Annotated in this window: 14 protein-coding genes and 1 pseudogene; 5 read left to right on the forward strand and 10 right to left on the reverse strand. The window is 53.6% G+C overall.

What is annotated here, in order from left to right:
• Window positions 1-21: 21 nt before the first annotated feature.
• From MUN86_RS10610 to MUN86_RS10625, 4 genes are all read right to left on the reverse strand, one after another.
• The gene (locus tag MUN86_RS10610; protein ID WP_245125119.1) at window positions 22-792 is read right to left on the reverse strand and encodes a DUF1349 domain-containing protein; all 771 of its coding nucleotides are present in this window, start codon (window positions 790-792) and stop codon (window positions 22-24) included.
• A gap of 112 nt (window positions 793-904) precedes the next feature.
• The gene (locus tag MUN86_RS10615; RefSeq protein WP_245125122.1) at window positions 905-2,689 is read right to left on the reverse strand and encodes a peptidoglycan D,D-transpeptidase FtsI family protein; all 1,785 of its coding nucleotides are present in this window, start codon (window positions 2,687-2,689) and stop codon (window positions 905-907) included.
• A 214-nt stretch (window positions 2,690-2,903) separates the two neighbouring features.
• The gene (locus tag MUN86_RS10620) at window positions 2,904-3,359 is read right to left on the reverse strand and encodes a DUF1572 family protein (RefSeq protein ID WP_245125124.1); all 456 of its coding nucleotides are present in this window, start codon (window positions 3,357-3,359) and stop codon (window positions 2,904-2,906) included.
• A gap of 310 nt (window positions 3,360-3,669) precedes the next feature.
• Window positions 3,670-5,469, reverse strand: coding sequence for a peptidoglycan D,D-transpeptidase FtsI family protein (locus MUN86_RS10625; RefSeq protein WP_245125127.1), 1,800 nt, complete (start codon window positions 5,467-5,469; stop codon window positions 3,670-3,672).
• 340 nt (window positions 5,470-5,809) lie between these two features.
• Here MUN86_RS10625 and MUN86_RS10630 point away from each other — a divergent pair, with 340 nt between their 5' ends.
• The gene (locus MUN86_RS10630; RefSeq protein ID WP_245125129.1) at window positions 5,810-6,700 is read left to right on the forward strand and encodes a hypothetical protein; all 891 of its coding nucleotides are present in this window, start codon (window positions 5,810-5,812) and stop codon (window positions 6,698-6,700) included.
• 151 nt (window positions 6,701-6,851) lie between these two features.
• Here MUN86_RS10630 and MUN86_RS10635 read toward each other — a convergent pair whose 3' ends face one another.
• The 6 genes from MUN86_RS10635 to MUN86_RS10660 form a co-directional block, all read right to left on the reverse strand.
• On the reverse strand, window positions 6,852-10,331 hold the full coding sequence (locus MUN86_RS10635) for a methylmalonyl-CoA mutase family protein (RefSeq protein WP_245125131.1): 3,480 nt from the start codon (window positions 10,329-10,331) through the stop codon (window positions 6,852-6,854).
• A gap of 120 nt (window positions 10,332-10,451) precedes the next feature.
• Window positions 10,452-10,928 carry a hypothetical protein gene (locus tag MUN86_RS10640; RefSeq protein WP_245125134.1) on the reverse strand — a complete coding sequence of 159 codons (477 nt, stop codon included), beginning with the start codon at window positions 10,926-10,928 and terminating at the stop codon, window positions 10,452-10,454.
• A 77-nt stretch (window positions 10,929-11,005) separates the two neighbouring features.
• The gene (locus MUN86_RS10645) at window positions 11,006-11,608 is read right to left on the reverse strand and encodes a Uma2 family endonuclease (RefSeq protein ID WP_245125137.1); all 603 of its coding nucleotides are present in this window, start codon (window positions 11,606-11,608) and stop codon (window positions 11,006-11,008) included.
• A gap of 58 nt (window positions 11,609-11,666) precedes the next feature.
• On the reverse strand, window positions 11,667-12,509 hold the full coding sequence (locus MUN86_RS10650) for a carboxypeptidase-like regulatory domain-containing protein (protein ID WP_245125140.1): 843 nt from the start codon (window positions 12,507-12,509) through the stop codon (window positions 11,667-11,669).
• 195 nt (window positions 12,510-12,704) lie between these two features.
• Window positions 12,705-13,058, reverse strand: a complete 354-nt coding sequence (locus MUN86_RS10655; RefSeq protein WP_245125143.1) for a hypothetical protein — start codon at window positions 13,056-13,058, stop codon at window positions 12,705-12,707.
• A gap of 280 nt (window positions 13,059-13,338) precedes the next feature.
• Entirely contained in the window at window positions 13,339-13,746 is a 408-nt protein-coding gene (locus tag MUN86_RS10660) for a GlcG/HbpS family heme-binding protein (RefSeq protein WP_245125145.1), read from the reverse strand.
• Between the two features lie 259 nt (window positions 13,747-14,005).
• Here MUN86_RS10660 and lepA point away from each other — a divergent pair, with 259 nt between their 5' ends.
• The 4 genes and pseudogenes from lepA (at window position 14,006) to MUN86_RS10680 (ending at window position 17,818) form a co-directional block, all read left to right on the forward strand.
• Entirely contained in the window at window positions 14,006-15,793 is a 1,788-nt protein-coding gene (gene lepA / locus MUN86_RS10665; protein ID WP_245125149.1) for a translation elongation factor 4, read from the forward strand.
• Between the two features lie 113 nt (window positions 15,794-15,906).
• Window positions 15,907-16,095 carry a hypothetical protein gene (locus MUN86_RS10670; RefSeq protein WP_245125151.1) on the forward strand — a complete coding sequence of 63 codons (189 nt, stop codon included), beginning with the start codon at window positions 15,907-15,909 and terminating at the stop codon, window positions 16,093-16,095.
• Between the two features lie 16 nt (window positions 16,096-16,111).
• On the forward strand, window positions 16,112-17,023 hold the full coding sequence (locus tag MUN86_RS10675; protein ID WP_245125154.1) for a bifunctional 5,10-methylenetetrahydrofolate dehydrogenase/5,10-methenyltetrahydrofolate cyclohydrolase: 912 nt from the start codon (window positions 16,112-16,114) through the stop codon (window positions 17,021-17,023).
• A gap of 214 nt (window positions 17,024-17,237) precedes the next feature.
• Window positions 17,238-17,818: pseudogene (locus tag MUN86_RS10680) on the forward strand (7-carboxy-7-deazaguanine synthase QueE).
• The last annotated feature ends 2 nt before the right edge of the window (window positions 17,819-17,820 follow it).

A 17,820-nucleotide genomic window follows, 5' to 3' on the forward strand; every position in this document is an offset into this window, starting at 1 on the left:
CCTGCACTGACAACTTGTAGGCTAATTGCCTAGGCGGAAATCGGTCACGCTGTTTTGCGTTAGGCTAACCTCCTCGAAATAACTCACGGTGCCCGTATCAACAGGGCACTGCGCACTCAGGCCCATCCAGATTTCGGCGGGGTAGTCATTCTTATAGAGCCGGACCAGTTGCCAGGTCTTGTTATCGAGCGAATAGTAGCTGGCCACTGTGCGCGTGTCCGACGAGATTTTCATGTACGCCGATGGAGACTTCACCACGTCATGGTTGTTGTCGTCGGACGTGCCGATGGTGCGCACCGAGACAATCCGGTGGTTGCCGCGCTCATCCTGCTCGAAGCAGTGCTTTTGCCAGCGTCTATCGTTCACGTAGATATAGAGCACCCCGGCATTGTATAGGCCCTTTTCGGTGAAGCCAGGGATAACTTTCGACACCAACGTGAAGGGCTTGGTATTATCTACTTTGGCCAGCAGGATGGGAGCCGTGTTGTTCGACAGTTTATTATCATTAGGGTCGCAGAAAAAGTCCTTCTTCTCGCCGACCCGAAACGCCATTCTACCCTTGTCATCCACTTTCGTCAAGGTATCGGCCCCGTTGACAGCTTTGGTGAAGTGAATGTTGGCCAGCTTGATATCGCACGGTTTACCACTCACGCGGGCGGTGTCCTCCGCAGCGGCGCTTGTATTAGCCGCGGTAGCATTCGCGGCCGAGGCATCGGGCGTTTTGTTTTCGGCGCAGCTCCCAAGCAGAAGCATGCCCATCATTGCGGGAAAGAAGGATAGGTTGTGTTTCATGTCCGCTAGTTAGCGAAAAAGGCGAGCTACTCGGTGCAACAGCGGAGGCACGTTCACCACCCGAAAACTAGCTATAGGTTTGGTGCAGTGTAACCTACGCCAGAGGTAGCGCCTAGTAGCCAGCTTGGGCACGGCGCTGGATGCGTTTTTCCCAGCGCTTGCGTTTGGGAGCAATGCTGCCGCGTAGGTACTTCTCCATCACCATGACGGCGCAAGGAGCGGCAGCTGTAGCTCCAAAACCAGCATTTTCGAGGTACACCGCCACGGCTATCTTCGGGTTGGTAGCCGGGGCGAAACCAACGAAAGCAGCATGGTCGTCGCCTTCGTCGTTTTCTACGGTGCCGGTTTTGCCAGCTACCGTAATGCCCACATCGGAGAGGCTAGAGGCGTCGGCGGTGCCGCCGCGCTGCATCACGGCCACCATGCCGGGTACTAACGCTGCAAAGTGGACGCTGTCGATAAGGGTGCGGTGCTTTTCGGTGAAGCGCGGCAGCGGCCCACCCTTCCCAACGCTACGCACCAGGTGCGGCGGGTAGTACCAGCCGCGGTTGGCGATGATGGCGGCCATATTGGCCATTTGCAGGCCCGTCAGGTTGATTTCGCCCTGCCCAATGCTCAGCGAGTAAATGGAACGGTATGTCCAGCGGGTGGTGTGGCGGGCTTTGTCGTAGTACGCCGCAGTCGGCAGAAAGCCAGGAGCCTCGCGCGGCATATCCGCGCCTAGCACCGAGTCCAGACCGAACGAGCGGACGTAGCGACGCCAGAGGTCCAAATTGGCATGCCGCACGGCTACCGTATCTGCGGCCAGACTGTCGGGCATGCGGGTGATAAGACTCTGCATCACCTGGTAGAAGTAGGGGTTGCAGCTGTACTTCAAACCCAAAGTCAGGCTTTTAGCCGGCCGGTGGCTGTGCACGCAACTGACCAGCGACTGGTCGCAGTTGAATGCGGTAGTAGGGCTGATGGCGCCCAACTGCAATGCCACGGCGGCATTCACCAGCTTAAACACAGAGCCGGGTGGATTGGCCAGCATGGCCGGTCGGTTCAGCAGCGGCATCTCTTCGCTTTGCAGCAGCTTGGCGCGCACCCCAGCCTGATCGGGCGCGGTGATGGCCGCTGGATCATAGACGGGCGCCGATACCGAGCACAGAATTTCGCCGGTGCGCGGGTCCAAAGCTACCAGGTAGCCCTTGCGGTTGCCCAGTAGCTTTTCGGCGTAGGCCTGCAGCTTCACGTCGATTGTTAGGTGCAGGTCTTGGCCTTGCTGAAAAGTGGTATCCTTCGCCCAAGTGCCATGCTCTTTGCCTTTCGCATCTACCAAGGGGTGTAAGTAGCCGTGGCGTCCGGTTAGCAGACCGTTATAGTAGGTTTCGACGCCGCCGCTGCGCAGCCGATAGAAGCGGCCCCGCCGGTAGCGCTTGGCCTGACGGTAGAATGCCTGCGCCTCGGCACCCATGTAGCCCAGCACGGGGGCGCCCGCACTGGTGGTGTAGACCCGCCGCTTGCGTTCGGTCAGGAGTAGGTTAGGCCAGTCGGCACTGTCTCGGCGCACCCGTTTGGCCTCGGCCGCGGTAAGGCTAAGCTGGACCGGAAAACCGGCCGGCGCTTCTTCGTAGGGGAGGGCATCGGCAATGCGTTGGCGGACGGTCAGGGAGTCCCAACCTAATAGCTCACCTAGTGCCAGCGTGTCGAGAGGGGCCCGGCGCGGCAGCTTCAGTAGGTATTGCAGACGGGTGTCTACCAGCACCGAGTCGTGCCGGTCGAGCACCCGGCCCCGGATCAGCGAGTCGTTCACCACAACGCGGCGCCGAGTGTAAACTTCGCCCGTGCTGGGGTCCTGCGTTGGTACGCCGGTCTGCTGGTCGGGTGATGAGCAGGCCGCTAGCACTAAAAACACGAGTAGTAGACTCTTTCCCCACCTATTGAAAGCCGTACGCATGAAGTAAAGCTAGACAATTGTCGGGCGCCGATCCGGTGCTTTTCGACCAACTAGCCTTGTCGCCAATTGAACTTGACTTGAAACGCTTCCACCTGTGTAACTCAATTCAAATAGCTGACCTTGTTCACCGGCAAGCACGTGCTACCTATGTATGCCAGTGGAGTAACCTTACTTAAGGCTGTACGGAGTCGAGCAAGCGTCTATGATAATTGATCTGGCCCAAGTGATACGTTAGATGAGCCGCCAGATGAACCAGGAAATACTCTGTCGATGTCTTGTTCTCGAAAACCAGAATAGGATATTCCTGCGCCATCACTTCTAAACCCACCTTGCTCAGCGATACATCCACGATGCTAGTGGTTTCATCCAGCTTCTCCAGCAACTCCTGACGAGCCACGTTCTTCAGCGAAAACTCCAGCTCGCGGTGCCGAACGTAGGGTATGCCGCCCAACTCGGCTCCGATATAGGTGTTAAGATTGCCAATTAAATGCAGGGACAGATTGCCCGCAGAATTGGCTATGCCTTTTTCAATGTGCCAGATCTTTTCCTCATCGTTATATAACGCAAGCTCCTGCTTCACTCGGTTCAGGTCACGTCGGAAGAGTAGGCGTAAGGTATCAGTGAGCATATAACATATAAGTAGATGATTCGCGCTCAAGATCTAAATTAGGTGTAAGATTTGCCGGACCCAATCATGATGCTCGCCACTAATTGTGTTTAGATCACCACGCCAAAGGGTCGAACCAACGTTACAGGAGCAGCAACAGATGGCCTTTTTGAAACCTTGAATCCCCAAGGTAGCCGGTTTTGGTGTTGCTTAGTATGGCGCTGGCTTGCCATCAGGGCAACGAGGGAAGACGGAACCTCCGCGTCAAATTGGTTTCAGTGGCAAGTGTCTGAACTGTGCCACCCCGACGACTGGTCTATTCTAACGTTAATCAATACCCGTGTCGGGCCCGATTCTGGATGCGCGCTTCCCACCGTTTGCGCTTTGGCGCGATGCTGCCGCGCAGGTACTTCTCCATAACCAGTGCAGCACAAGGCGCGGCGGCATCAGCCCCAAAGCCCCCATTCTCAATGTACACTGCTACAGCAATCTGGGGGTTGTCGGCTGGAGCGAAGCCGACGAAGGCGGCGTGGTCGTCGCCCTCGTCGTTTTCTACGGTGCCGGTTTTGCCAGCTATCGTAATGCCTACATCTTCCAGGCTAGAGGCATCGGCGGTGCCGCCGCGCTGCATCACGGCTACCATGCCGGGTACTAACGCCGCAAAGTGCACACTATCGATAAGGGTATAGCGCTTTTCGGTAAACTGCGGCAGTGGTCCTCCCGTGCCGATGCTGCTTACCAGGTGAGGTGGGTAATACCAACCCCGATTGGCAATGATGGCGGCCATGTTGGCCATTTGTAGGCCCGTCAGGTTGATTTCGCCCTGCCCAATGCTGAGCGAGTAGATAGAGCGGTACCGCCAGCTGGTAGTGCCCCGGGCCTTGTCGTAATATTCAGGGGTGGGCAGGAAACCAGGCGCCTCGCGTGGTATGTCCACCCCCAGCACCGAGTCCAGACCAAACGAGCGGACGTAGCGGCGCCACTGGGCTAGGTTGGCGTGGCGGGCAGCTACGGTATCCTGCACCAGACTATCGGGCACGTAGTTGATGACTTTCCCCAGTACCTGATAGAAGTAGGGGTTGCAGCTGTACTTCAGCCCGGCGGTTAGGTTGTTGGGCGCAGGGTGGCGATGCACGCAGTTCACCAGCTTCTGGTCGCAACGGAAACCGGTGGTGGGGCTGATAGAACCTAGTTGCAAGGCCACCGCAGCGTTTATTAGCTTAAACACCGAGCCAGGCGGGTTGGCGCGCATCGCCGGCCGGTTGAGTAGCGGCATGCCTTCCTGTTGCAATAGCTTGGCGCGCACCCCGGCCAGATCGGGGGCCGTAATGGTAGCGGGCTTGTAGATAGGGGCCGACACGTAGGCTAGGATTTCGCCAGTGCGCGGGTCGAGGGCTACTAGGTAGCCCTTGCGGCGGCCTAGGAGTTGTTCGGTGTACGCCTGTAGTTTCACATCAAGGGTCAGGTGCAGGTCCTGACCTTGCTGAAAGGCGGTGTCGGGTGCCCAACTACCCTGTGTCTGGCCTTGCTCATCCACCAAGGGATGTAGAATACCCCGGCGCCCGTTGAGTATGCCGTTGTAGTACCCCTCGATGCCACCGTTACGCAGCTGGTAGAAACGGCCGCGGCGGTAGCGCTTGGCTTGGTTGTAGAAGGCCTCGGCCTCGGCGCCCATGTAGCCCAGCACATGAGCGCCCACGCTAGTAGTGTAGGTACGCTGGCGGCCTTCCGTCAGGGTAAGGTCAGGCCATTCGCGGCTTTTACGGCGTACCCGCGCCGCTTCGGCGGCCGTAAGGCGGAGTTGGACCGGATAGCCCGCCGGGGCTTCTTCATATGGCAGGGCATCGGCAATGCGCTTCCGCATGGTCGTGGGCCCCCAGCCGAGCAGCTGGCCTAGCGCCAAGGTGTCGAGTGGCGGGCGGCGTGGCAGCTTCAACAGGTATTGCAGACGGGTAGCTACTAATACCGAGTCGTGGCGGTCGAGGATGCGGCCACGCTGCGGTACCTCGGGTAGCACAATGCGCCGCTTGGTGTACACTATGCTCGTATCGGGAGCCTGAATCAGTGCGTCAGTTTGCTGCTGAGGCGATAAGTAGGCGGTCAGCACCAAAAACACTGTGAGTAGACTCATTTTCCAAATTATTAGCAGGTAAATCCATCGGGATATGGGTTACTCTACGCAGTTGATGAGTTCCTAGATGTAGATGTTCGGTTCCCACCCGAAAACAAGCGCGCCGCCCGGATTGTCCAAGTGGCGAGGTTCCAGCTTGCCGCTCGTGCGGCAGGAGAGGCTTGAATTCAGAGGTATGGCTGGACGCGAATTACGCTGCGCTAAATAGTCCAAGCCTCGACACATTATTCAGTGCTAGCACTGATGGAATTATACTGCAAAAAATTTATATTTATATAATAAGCGCTCTTTCTATAGATGTTAGACTAAAAAACTTTAGTACATTTAATTTGATGCAAAAATGAAAAAATTAATTTTGATTATCTGTATTTTTTGGTGTAAAATATTAGCATTAGCTCAGAATATAGATGCTAACAACCCTGTTTTTGTACTTCCTATTGAATATCAAATTGATACTGTATCGGCCGAATTTGGGATCAAATTTAAGACAGAAGATGAGAAAAAGAATTTCAAAAATCTTCGTAATTTTTTAAGTGAGAAAGAAGGTCTTTTAAGAAGATTACGTAGTGCCTCAGATTATTTACATCGTGATAACCCTTCTCTTTTAAACTCTTACTTAGGAATTACAGACAACTTGAGAGCATTAATAGAGTCTGATTCTGTTCGTAGTAAAAGTAGAAATGATAGTATTTTGGTTGACATTAGTAGAGTAACTAATGGATTCCGGCTAGATTGGTACCCATTTGATGAATTTAAGCAATTAAATAAAAGAGTAGTTTATTTGAGTATTGCACAGATTAAGCAAAAAATAGATGATATAAATATGTTCTCGGACGATGTAAAAAATAATATTAAAAAGGCCGGCATTGTGGATGCTAATATTCGTGTTGTTGAACAAGATATAGATGATTGTAGAAAGCAGATAGATACAACTCTTGCACCTGAATATAAGCAGCAAGAATTTAGAACGACTATTAGTTTATATTTTACTGCTTTAATTGCTTTGGTGCTCCTTATGTTCTTTTTTGTTATTAATTATAATGCCGAAAAAGAACTTTCTAAACACTTATTATCGGACAACGGGTTGCAATTTGTTACACTTTTTGTACTGATCATAGCAGTTGTGTTGTTTGGTATACTTAATATATTGCAAAGTAGTGAGTTGGCTGCTATTTTAGCTGGTATATCGGGTTACATTCTTGGGAGAGGAAACGCGCAAAGATCTACATAAGGGTAAGAATGTGTCTTTGAATAGTTTTGCTTCGCAGACTTTATATACTCTAATCAGCTCTTTTATAAAATTATGAATATGCTTTAAGTTTAATCGAAAAATCGCACTGACTTGTCAAGTCAGTGCGATTTTAGGGTTTATTTGTGGAATATTACATATTCCTTCTGTACTGGCCCCCGACTTCGAATAAGGCATTCGTAATCTGGCCGAGGGAGCAGAATTTCACGGTTTCCATGAGTTCCTCGAAGAGGTTGCCGTTGGCAATGGCTATTTGTTGCAGCTGCTTCAGGCGCTGCTCGGCGGTGCCTTGGTTGCGGGCGTGCAGGTTCTGGAGCATCGTAATCTGATACTGCTTTTCCTCTTCTGTGGCGCGGATTACTTCGGCCGGAATGACCGTGGGCGACCCTTTCGAGGAGAGGAAGGTGTTCACACCGATGATGGGGTACTCGCCGGTGTGTTTCAGCATCTCGTAGTGCATGCTTTCCTCCTGAATCTTGCCGCGCTGGTACATGGTCTCCATGGCCCCGAGCACGCCGCCACGCTCCGTGATACGGTCAAATTCCATCAGCACGGCTTCTTCCACCAGGTCGGTTAGCTCCTCGATGATGAAGGAACCTTGCAGCGGATTTTCGTTTTTGGCCAAGCCTAGTTCTCGGTTGATGATGAGCTGGATGGCCATGGCCCGGCGCACCGATTCCTCGGTGGGCGTGGTGATGGCCTCGTCGTAGGCGTTGGTGTGCAGGGAGTTGCAGTTGTCGTAGATAGCATAGAGGGCCTGCAACGTGGTGCGGATATCGTTGAAGTCGATTTCCTGGGCGTGTAGGCTCCGGCCGCTGGTCTGGATGTGGTACTTCAACATCTGCGAGCGGGCGTTCGCACCGTACTTCAGCTTCATGGCCTTGGCCCAGATGCGGCGCGCCACGCGGCCAATTACCGCGTACTCCGGGTCGATGCCGTTGGAGAAGAAGAACGACAGGTTGGGCGCGAAGTCGTTCACGTCCATGCCCCGGCTCACGTAGTACTCCACAAACGTGAAGCCGTTGCTGAGCGTGAGGGCCAACTGCGTGAGCGGATTGGCGCCGGCCTCAGCAATGTGGTAGCCCGAAATCGACACCGAGTAGAAGTTGCGGACCTTCTCCTTGATGAAGTATTCCTGCACGTCGCCCATCAGGCGCAAGGCAAACTCGGTAGAGAAGATGCAGGTGTTCTGCGCCTGGTCTTCCTTCAGAATGTCGGCCTGCACGGTGCCGCGCACCTGGCTGAGCGTGCGCGCCTTGATGGTAGCGTACACGTCGGCGGGCAGCACCTGGTCGCCGGTTACGCCGAGCAGCATCAGACCGAGGCCGTCGTTGCCAGCCGGTAGCTCGCCTTGGTAGCTCGGGCGCACCAAGCCCTTCTCCTGGTACAGCTGGTTGATCTTGGCGTCAACTTCCGCTTCCAGACCCTGCTCCTTAATATAAAGCTCGCATTGCTGGTCGATGGCGGCGTTCATGAAGAAGGCCGCAAGTTGCGCGGCGGGGCCGTTGATGGTCATCGACACCGATGTGCTCGGGTTGGCGAGGTTGAAGCCGGAGTACAGCTTCTTGGCGTCGTCGAGGCAGGCGATGCTCACGCCGGCGTTTCCAATTTTGCCGTAGATGTCGGGCCGGTGGTCGGGGTCCTCGCCGTAGAGCGTCACCGAGTCGAAGGCCGTGCTCAGGCGCTTGGCCGGCAAGCCCGCCGATACGTAGTGGAAGCGACGGTTGGTACGCTCGGGGCCGCCTTCACCGGCAAACATGCGGGTCGGGTCTTCGCCTTCGCGCTTGAACGGGAACACGCCGGCGGTGTAAGGGAATTCGCCGGGCACGTTTTCCTGAAGCTGCCAACGCAGCAAGTCGCCCCACGCGGTGTAGCGGGGGAGGCTTACCTTCGGAATCTGCTGATTAGAAAGGCTAGTAGTATGCGTCTGGATGCGGATTTCCTTGTCGCGCACCTTGAACACAAACTCCGGCGCTTTGTAGGCGGCTACCTTTTGCGGCCAGGTCTCCAGAAGTTTCCAGTTCTGTCCGTCCAGCCGAAGCTTGACCTCTTCGAAGGTGCTCTCCAGGCCGGCCACGAGTGCAGCTGGTGCGACTCCGTGGCTGCCGTCCCCAGCGCCAGATCCTCCACTGGTGGCGTTTGCGCCGAGGCTTTCAACGGCTCCGATGGCTTCTCGGAGTCCAAAGAGTTGCTGGGCCACTGCCGATTGTTTATCAACCCACTGGTCATATTGATGGATGGTTTCGGTGATTTCGGAAAGGTACCGCGTGCGGTGCGGCGGAATGATGTAAATCTTCTCGGAGTCCTCCTTCGTGGTTGCGAGCTGCGAGGCGAACGGCACGCCGGTTTTCTGTTCTACGGTAGCGAGCAGCGCCCGGTACAGCCGGTTCATGCCGGGGTCGTTGAACTGCGAGGCGATGGTGCCGAAAACGGGCATGTCGTCCAGCGGCTTGTCCCAGAGGCCGTGGTTGCGCTGGTACTGCTTGCGCACGTCGCGCAGCGCGTCCAGCGCCCCGCGCTTGTCGAACTTGTTGAGAGCAATAACGTCGGCGAAATCGAGCATGTCAATTTTCTCTAGCTGCGTGGCCGCGCCGTACTCAGGCGTCATCACATAGAGGCTGGCATCAGAATGCTCGATGATTTCGGTGTCGGACTGGCCGATGCCGGACGTTTCCAGGATAATCAGGTCGAAATCGGCAGCGCGCACCACATCCACGGCGTCCTGCACGTACTTGCTCAGCGCGAGGTTGCTCTGGCGCGTAGCGAGGCTGCGCATGTACACCCGCGGCGAGTTGATGGCGTTCATCCGAATACGGTCGCCGAGCAGGGCACCGCCGGTTTTGCGCTTGCTCGGGTCAACAGATATAATAGCAATGGTTTTTTCAGGGAAGTCCAGCAGGAAGCGCCGCACCAGCTCATCCACCAACGACGATTTGCCCGCGCCGCCCGTACCGGTGATGCCCAGGATAGGCGCCTTTTGGTTTTCAGTAGGAGTGGAGTCGATACGCTGATCGGCCTCGCCTTCTGATTTCTGGAACTCGGAAATCAGCTGGCCTTTCACCCGCTCGAACTCTTGTGGAAAGTTCTCGGCGGCCGAAATCAGGCGGCCTATGCTGCGGGCGTCTTTCTCTTTTACGTGGCCGGCTTCGCCATTCAGGTTTTGGCCGGTTGGGAAGTCGGAGCGCTCCAGCAAATCGTTAATCATGCCTTGCAAGCCCATGGCCCGGCCATCGTCAGGGGAGTAGATGCGGGTGATGCCGTGCTGCTGCAACTCCTCAATTTCGGAAGGCAGAATCACGCCGCCGCCGCCACCGAAAATCTTGACGTGACCCGCGCCGCGCTCCTGGAGTAGGTCGTACATGTACTTGAAGTACTCGTTGTGGCCGCCTTGGTACGAGGTAATGGCAATGGCCTGCGCATCTTCCTGAATGGCGCAATCCACGATTTCCTGCACCGAGCGGTTGTGGCCCAGGTGAATAACTTCGGCGCCGCTGCTCTGAATAATGCGGCGCATGATATTGATGGCGGCGTCGTGCCCATCAAAGAGGGCCGCCGCCGTCACGATACGAACGTGGTTTAAAGGCTTATACGGAGCTACGGGAGCTACTGACATAGCAGGTGGGAATTGGGTGGAATTTGGGGCAGCAAAGGTACGAAAAAAGCCCCGGCGGGTGGGCGCAGGAGCGGATTTGACGCGGGTCGATTATAGATATGCTGTTTGACTTGACCAGAGCTATTCTACTGCAATGTGTGCTGGTAGGTAAGTATTAAGGGGGACATTTAATTGCTTAGCTAAACCTTGGGCATACTCTAGAGCCACTTGTAATTCAGATAAGGGCGCTGTCTTGATTATAATACCCGTGCTGGACTGGGTAACGGACATCATTATGATGATTTCTTCGTCGCGTTTTTTTGCATCGTTCCAGATGCCCCAACTAGTTCTAGATGAGGGCGTCACATTATAGCTAATAGTAGAAAAGTATTTGAGTGTAATTCCCGCAATGGGCGGCAGCGGCTTCCAATTGCCATATGAATATCCCACTACAGTATAGTAAGTGCGTTGAAGCCCTAGTGTAATATCTACTTCAGTGCCCCAATGAACGAACCAAGATGCACTAATGCAGACTAAAGCAATGCCAGCAGATGTTATAGGTTTACAGCCAAAAAGCATTGATGTAGCAAATACGATAACTGGTAATACAAAACTCATAGCGGCCAGTGGGGCTCGGGAAAGACATATTCGCATGATAGTTTGATAACATAAAATTTGCTGATACAAATGCATTATTACCGTAACTCCGCCAGCCGCAGCCTAAATCCTGGCAATATGTCTTCACCGGATAGCTCATTGTCAAAGCCTTGCACTACTTCTGGTTCCGGCTGGCCGGGGCGGTAGATGTAGGCGGTTTCCGTCTCGGGTACTACTAGCCATGCGAGCTGCACGCCGTTGCGTAGCCAGTCGAGCATTTTTGCTTGCAGCGTTTTCGTGGAATCTGAAGATGATTTCAATTCTACTACAAACTCCGGGCAAACTGGCGCAAACTTATCCTGCTGCTCTGTAGTCAACGCATTCCACTTCTCGGCGGAAACCCAAGAAGCGTCCGGCGATAACACGGACGTGTCGGGGAGTGTAAAGCCGGTGTTTGAGTCAAAGTATTCACCTAAGTTCGGGTGCTGTTCACACCATTTACCCAATTGAAAAGCTAGGCGAGCATTCCGTTTGCCAGAGCGGCTGCCAGTAGGCGACATAAGTAGAATTTCGTGGTTGGCCGTACGCTCAATACGCAGATCGGAATTCAATTGGCAGAAGTCGAAAAATTCGTCGTCCGACATATTCGCCAGCACCGGGCTGCGCAGTGTAATAACATCTTCGGTGATAGTAGGGCGCATAGTCAAGAAGAATTAGCTACCCGGAAGATACGCAAAAACGCAGCGGCTGACCACTGAGCTATTCCGTCATGACTGTGAAGTACAGGCTCGGCTGCATGTCGTGAACGGTCCAGGCGGCTTGGCTGTTCTCGCGTTCAACCATGATTTGCCGTGACTGGCGCATCACAGGGATGGAGAAGTATTTGTCTTCTGGATCTGTCTTTTCGCTTTGCAGCCACTGCACAGTTGCCATGACGGGCTGTGCTTCCAATAGCACCTCATACGGTCGCAAATCCACGGTAAGCCAGCCTTGTTGCTGCTTGGTGCACACCAATTGAATATCCTGCGACAGCAGTGCCCGTCCCGGCCGTCCCTGCTCTACAGCATACAGGTTCAGCCGAAACCGAAGCAACTCATAGTTGTTGGCCGACAAATACATGTGGAACTCCTCTAAGTAGGTCTTCCTAACTGGCTTCAGCAACGCACCAAATTCCCAGCCCCATTCGGTGTCTACGGTTCTTTTGCCGCTGGAGCCTCCCATCCAAAATATGTCGCCCTTGGATTTGGTATTGCCTAGCAGGGCAGGGCGCATGCGGCGATGCTCCACTTTTATTTCACTCAGCACGTGCTCTTGCGGGGCAAGTTGAAATACGCGTTTCCCGGCAGCTAACGCAGTGGGGGATATAACTGCCGAGGAAAAGCCGACGCACGACACAATAAGCGTGTCGCTTAAACTAGGAGGGAGGCGCAACAAGTAGCGCCCTTGTTCATCGGCAACGGTGCCAAGGCCTCGGCCCGGAACACCTAACGTGGCGAAGGGGACTGGTTCACCTGTGCGTGAGTTGAGCACCTGCCCTTCGAGTATCTTGGTTTGGGCCTGCGCTAGATGAACGCTGATGCTTAGCAGAAAGACTAAAAGCAACCGGTAAGCCGCTACAAGTCGAGACGAAGAATATAAAGTGTTCAACGGTGAATAAGTATATTACTATAAGCTCTCTTGTCTTGGATACTGCGTAATAGCTTGGAAAGGTATAAAAAGTAGAAAGAAGTTGTAGCAAGAAAATTCAGTTTAGCAGTAAACAAAAACGCCGGACTTAAGCCCGGCGTGTAGGTGGCGCTAGGAAGCCACCTGTTTCTCTAATTGCTGCAGTAGCTCGTCCGCAGCTTTTTCTATATCCTTGTAGCCTTGCTGAGCCGCTCGTTCTTTAGCAGCAATCAAACCGTCGCGGTGGACGGTCTGGAAGTCACCGTAGGGGAAATGGTAGCGGCCCTTAATGTCTTCTCCTTTGCTCATATCCAAGCCAAGGTGCCACTGCCCGTACTCCGCAATTTCATGCTGATCTAGATAGTCGTTCTCAACCTTGGTATTGGGATTGTGTTGTCCCCAATGGCCTTCATCGTTTTTCAACTTGCCTTCCTCGATAAGCCGTTGGGCAAATTTCACAGCGGCTGGATTCAGTTCGATACTCATGAGCGCGGGAGGTTTAGGTACGTACGCAAGAGGCCCCTTGGCCCGTCAGTATGTACGCGCAGCCCCTTGAGGGGTTAATGCTCAGCTTCCTGAATGCCTAGCAAAGTCTAGCGGAACGGTAGCGCTATATGCAGGGTGCATCCTTAGCGGTATGGCTGCCTAGCTACAAAATGGGGGTTAGGCTTCCTAATAGTGTATACGGTTAGAGCCAATCCAACCCCCACTTACGCTAAGGATTGGATTGGCTCTAAAATCTACGCTAAACTGCGCAGTGAAGCGATTATTGTCCCTCTAGAGCGCGTACACCTGCTTCGGCTACGGCATGGTCATCTTCCACAGTGCTGCCCGATACGCCAATAGCGCCAAAAATTTGCCCTTCGCTGTTTTTGATAGGAATACCTCCGGGGAAGGTGATAAGGCCCCCATTGGAATGCTCTATGTTGTAGAGAGAGCCCCCTGGTTGCGAAAGGCCACCAATTGCGCCGGTAGGCATATCAAAGAACCGAGCCGTCTTGGCTTTCTTGATGGAAATGTCAAGCGAGCCTAGCCACGCATCATCCATGCGGATGAAAGCCACCAGATTAGCGCCGGAGTCAACTACGGCAATATTCATCTTGACGCCCATTTCGATGGCCTTTTCGTGTGCGGCCTGTACGGCGGTTTGTGCTTGTTTGAGGGTGATGCCCATGATGGTTGTGGAGTTAAGGGGAGAAGATTACCTCGTCAACAACGTTATTACGCCAAGCATGTTTTGAGGAATTGTCTCTGGAAGCAAGCCGCATATCCATCTTTGGTGCTATCGTGACGCTTCGCGCCACCGCTGGCCGCCTGTACCCCCAACATGCTATAAGGTGTTGAAACCAGAATTAGAATGCGTCAACGGTACGGCCTAGCTAGCATTTCCAGCCCGTTATGCGTACCTTCGCAGTTAGAAAAAACTGCCTCTAGTGAAGAACATTCGCAATTTCTGCATCATTGCTCATATTGACCACGGCAAAAGCACGCTGGCTGACCGTCTGTTGGAGTTCACCAGCACGGTGGCCAAGCGCGATATGCAAGCCCAGCTGCTCGACAACATGGACCTGGAGCGGGAGCGGGGCATTACCATCAAGAGCCACGCCATTCAGATGCAGTTTCCCTACAAGGGCGAAACCTACACGCTGAACCTGATTGATACTCCCGGTCACGTTGACTTTAGTTACGAAGTATCCCGTAGTATTGCCGCCTGCGAAGGTGCCCTGCTTATCGTTGACGCTTCCCAAGGCATCGAGGCCCAAACAATTTCCAACCTGTACCTAGCCATTGGCGCCGACCTGGAAATTATCCCCGTCCTCAACAAGATTGACTTGCCCCACGCCATGCCCGAGGAAGTGTCCGACGAAATCGTGGACCTTATCGGCTGTGACATTGAAGACATCATTCATGCCTCCGGCAAAACCGGCATTGGCATTGAAAATATTCTGAACGCCATTGTCGAGCGGGTTCCAGCTCCGAAAGGTGACCCAGAAGCCCCACTGCAAGCCCTGATTTTCGACTCGGTTTTTAATTCTTACCGGGGTATTGAGGTTCTGTTCCGCATCAAGAACGGCACCATGCGCAAAGGCGACAAGCTGCGCTTTATGGCTACCGGCAAGGAATACGGCGCCGACGAAATTGGCATTCTCGGCCTCAATCAGGAGCCTCGCCCCGAAATTGCAGCGGGCAACGTAGGCTACCTTATTTCGGGCATCAAGGAAGCACGCGAAGTGAAAGTGGGTGATACCATTACGCACGTTGTGAATCCGACCAAAGAGGCTATCCAGGGTTTTGCCGACGTGAAGCCAATGGTATTTGCCGGCATCTATCCTGTAGATACCACCGAGTACGAGGAGTTGCGCTCTTGCATGGAAAAGCTTCAGCTCAACGATGCATCCTTGGTGTGGGAACCTGAAACCTCCGTAGCGCTAGGCTTCGGCTTCCGGTGCGGCTTCCTAGGCATGCTGCACATGGAAATTGTGCAGGAGCGTCTAGAGCGGGAGTTCGGCATGACGGTAATCACCACCGTGCCATCGGTGCAATTCCATGCCATTGGCACCAAAGATCAGATGCTGACCATCAACGCGCCGTCGGAAATGCCGGAGCCGAACATGATCAAGCTGATCGAGGAGCCCTACATCAAAGCACAGATTATCACGGCCGCTGACTACGTAGGCCCGATTATCACGCTTTGCATGGAAAAGCGCGGCATCATCAAAGGCCAGAGCTATTTGACTTCGGAGCGGGTAGAAATGAGCTTCGAGTTGCCCCTATCGGAAATCGTGTTCGATTTTTTCGACAAGCTCAAAACCATCAGCCGCGGTTATGCTTCGCTCGACTACGAACTGATTGGTTTCCGCGAGTCGGACATGGTGAAGCTTGATATCATGCTCAACGGCGAGAAGGTAGATGCCTTGTCGGCCATTGTACACCGCTCCAAGAGCTACGATTGGGGCCGCCGCCTCTGCGAAAAGCTTCGCGAGCTGCTGCCTCGTCAGATGTTTGAAATTGCCATCCAGGCCAGCATTGGGCAGAAGATCATTGCCCGTGAAACTGTGAAGGCGTTGCGCAAAAACGTAATTGCCAAGTGCTACGGCGGCGACATCAGCCGGAAGCGTAAGCTGCTCGAAAAGCAGAAAGAAGGTAAAAAGCGGATGCGCCAAGTAGGCTCCGTAGAAATACCACAAGAAGCTTTCTTGGCCGTACTTAAAATTGATTGACAATACAAAACGCGCCCCCAACCGGGCGCGTTTTTTAGTGCCCGTTGCAAATACTTTTTTCATTCACTTCATACACTTCTTGAAAGAGCATGGTATGATTAATTCTACAACAAATGCTTAAAGAACTCACCAAGAACTGTACGAACGAAACCCAGTTAGAAAACATCCGCAAAGGACAGGAGCGCAAGTTCCGGTGGCGGGATGACTGGCCCGAAATGGAGAAAGAGATTTTAGCATTGGGCAACGCGGCCATCTTGTTACACGCCCGTTCGCGCGAAGCCACTACTAATCTTCCGGAATAACCACGCTAATACGCATATGACCACAGCACCCGAAGCCACTACCTACCGCCTCATCGACGGCAAGCAGACTGCCGAGGACATCAAAGTTGAAATTGCTGCCGAAGTAGAAGCTCTTAAAGCGGCTGGACAGAAAGTACCGCATTTGGCCGCCATCTTGGTTGGTCACGACGGCGGCTCTGAAACGTACGTTCGCAACAAAGTGCTAGCCTGCGAACGAGTTGGATTCGAGAGTACATTGCTGCGCTACGAAGACGACATCACCGAAGCGGAACTGCTCGCTAAGGTGGAAGAGTTGAATCAAGATGCTAGCATTGATGGCTTCATTGTGCAGCTGCCGCTACCCCGCCATATCTCTTCGGAGAAGGTGATTGAATCTATTCGGCCCGAGAAAGATGTAGATGGTTTTCACCCCATGAACATCGGCCGGATGGTGGCTGGCTTGCCAGCCTTACTGCCAGCTACTCCCTCGGGTATTGTGGAGCTATTACGGCGCTACGAGTTGCCTACCGATGGCAAACACTGCGTAGTGATTGGGCGTAGTAACATCGTAGGTACACCAGTTAGCATACTGCTTGCTAAGAACTTAGAGCCAGGTAACTGCACCGTTACTTTATGTCATTCTCGTACCCGAGATTTAGCGAGCATCACCAAGACTGCTGACATCTTAGTGGCCGCTTTGGGCCGCCCGGAATTCGTAACGGCCGACATGGTGAAGCCCGGTGCAGTGGTTATCGACGTAGGCACTACGCGGGTAGAGGACACAACTCGTAAGTCGGGTTGGGCATTGAAAGGAGACGTGAACTTTGCGGCCGTGGCACCACTCACGTCCTACATCACGCCGGTACCGGGTGGGGTCGGTCCTATGACGATTGCCATGTTATTACTCAACACCTTAAAGGCTTGTAAAGGCGATGTTTATCCGCGTTAGAATCCAATAATTACCAAGCACAGCTTTTGAATTTCAAGGCGTTGTACTACTTTTAGAGTCGGGTTGCGGGAACGAACATCGGGCATTTTTACGTTCGGAGTAACTGCCAACAGCCTGGCTTTACTTGTTTGAACACCCTACTTTGCTGCACGAACTTCCTCTTGTGTTGGCGGCTTCAACTCCCCCTGAATCCCCAGCTTCCGCACTGCCCTTAATGGAGCAGTTTTATACGATTCAGGGGAGGGCTACAACACAGGTCGCGCCGCTTACTTCGTCCGCTTGGGCGGGTGCGACGTAGGATGCGTGTGGTGTGATGTGAAAGAGTCGTGGGATGCGGATGCTCACCCCCGCGTATCTATCTCCGATATAGTAGCTGCGGCTACGGCCCACGCTGGTCGTAACGTGGTTATTACGGGCGGTGAGCCACTTATGCATAATTTAGGGCCCTTGACGCAGGCTTTGCACGCGGCGGGTTGCCAAAACTGGATTGAGACGAGTGGCGCTTACCCAATAAGCGGTGAGTGGGATTGGATCTGCGTTTCGCCCAAGAAGTTTAAGGCGCCACTGCCTTCTGTGCTGGCTCGAGCGCACGAGCTCAAAATTATCGTGTTCAATAAATCAGATTTCCGGTGGGCTGAGGAACACGCGTCCTTAGTAGGGCCCGAATGTCGGCTGTACTTGCAGCCTGAATGGAGCAAGTCTGCGCAAATGATGCCGCTTATAGTAGACTATGTAAAGGCAAATCCGCGTTGGCAAGTATCCTTACAGACTCATAAGTTCCTCGATATTCCTTAGGC

The organism is Hymenobacter volaticus (assembly GCF_022921055.1).
GTDB lineage: Bacteria > Bacteroidota > Bacteroidia > Cytophagales > Hymenobacteraceae > Hymenobacter > Hymenobacter volaticus.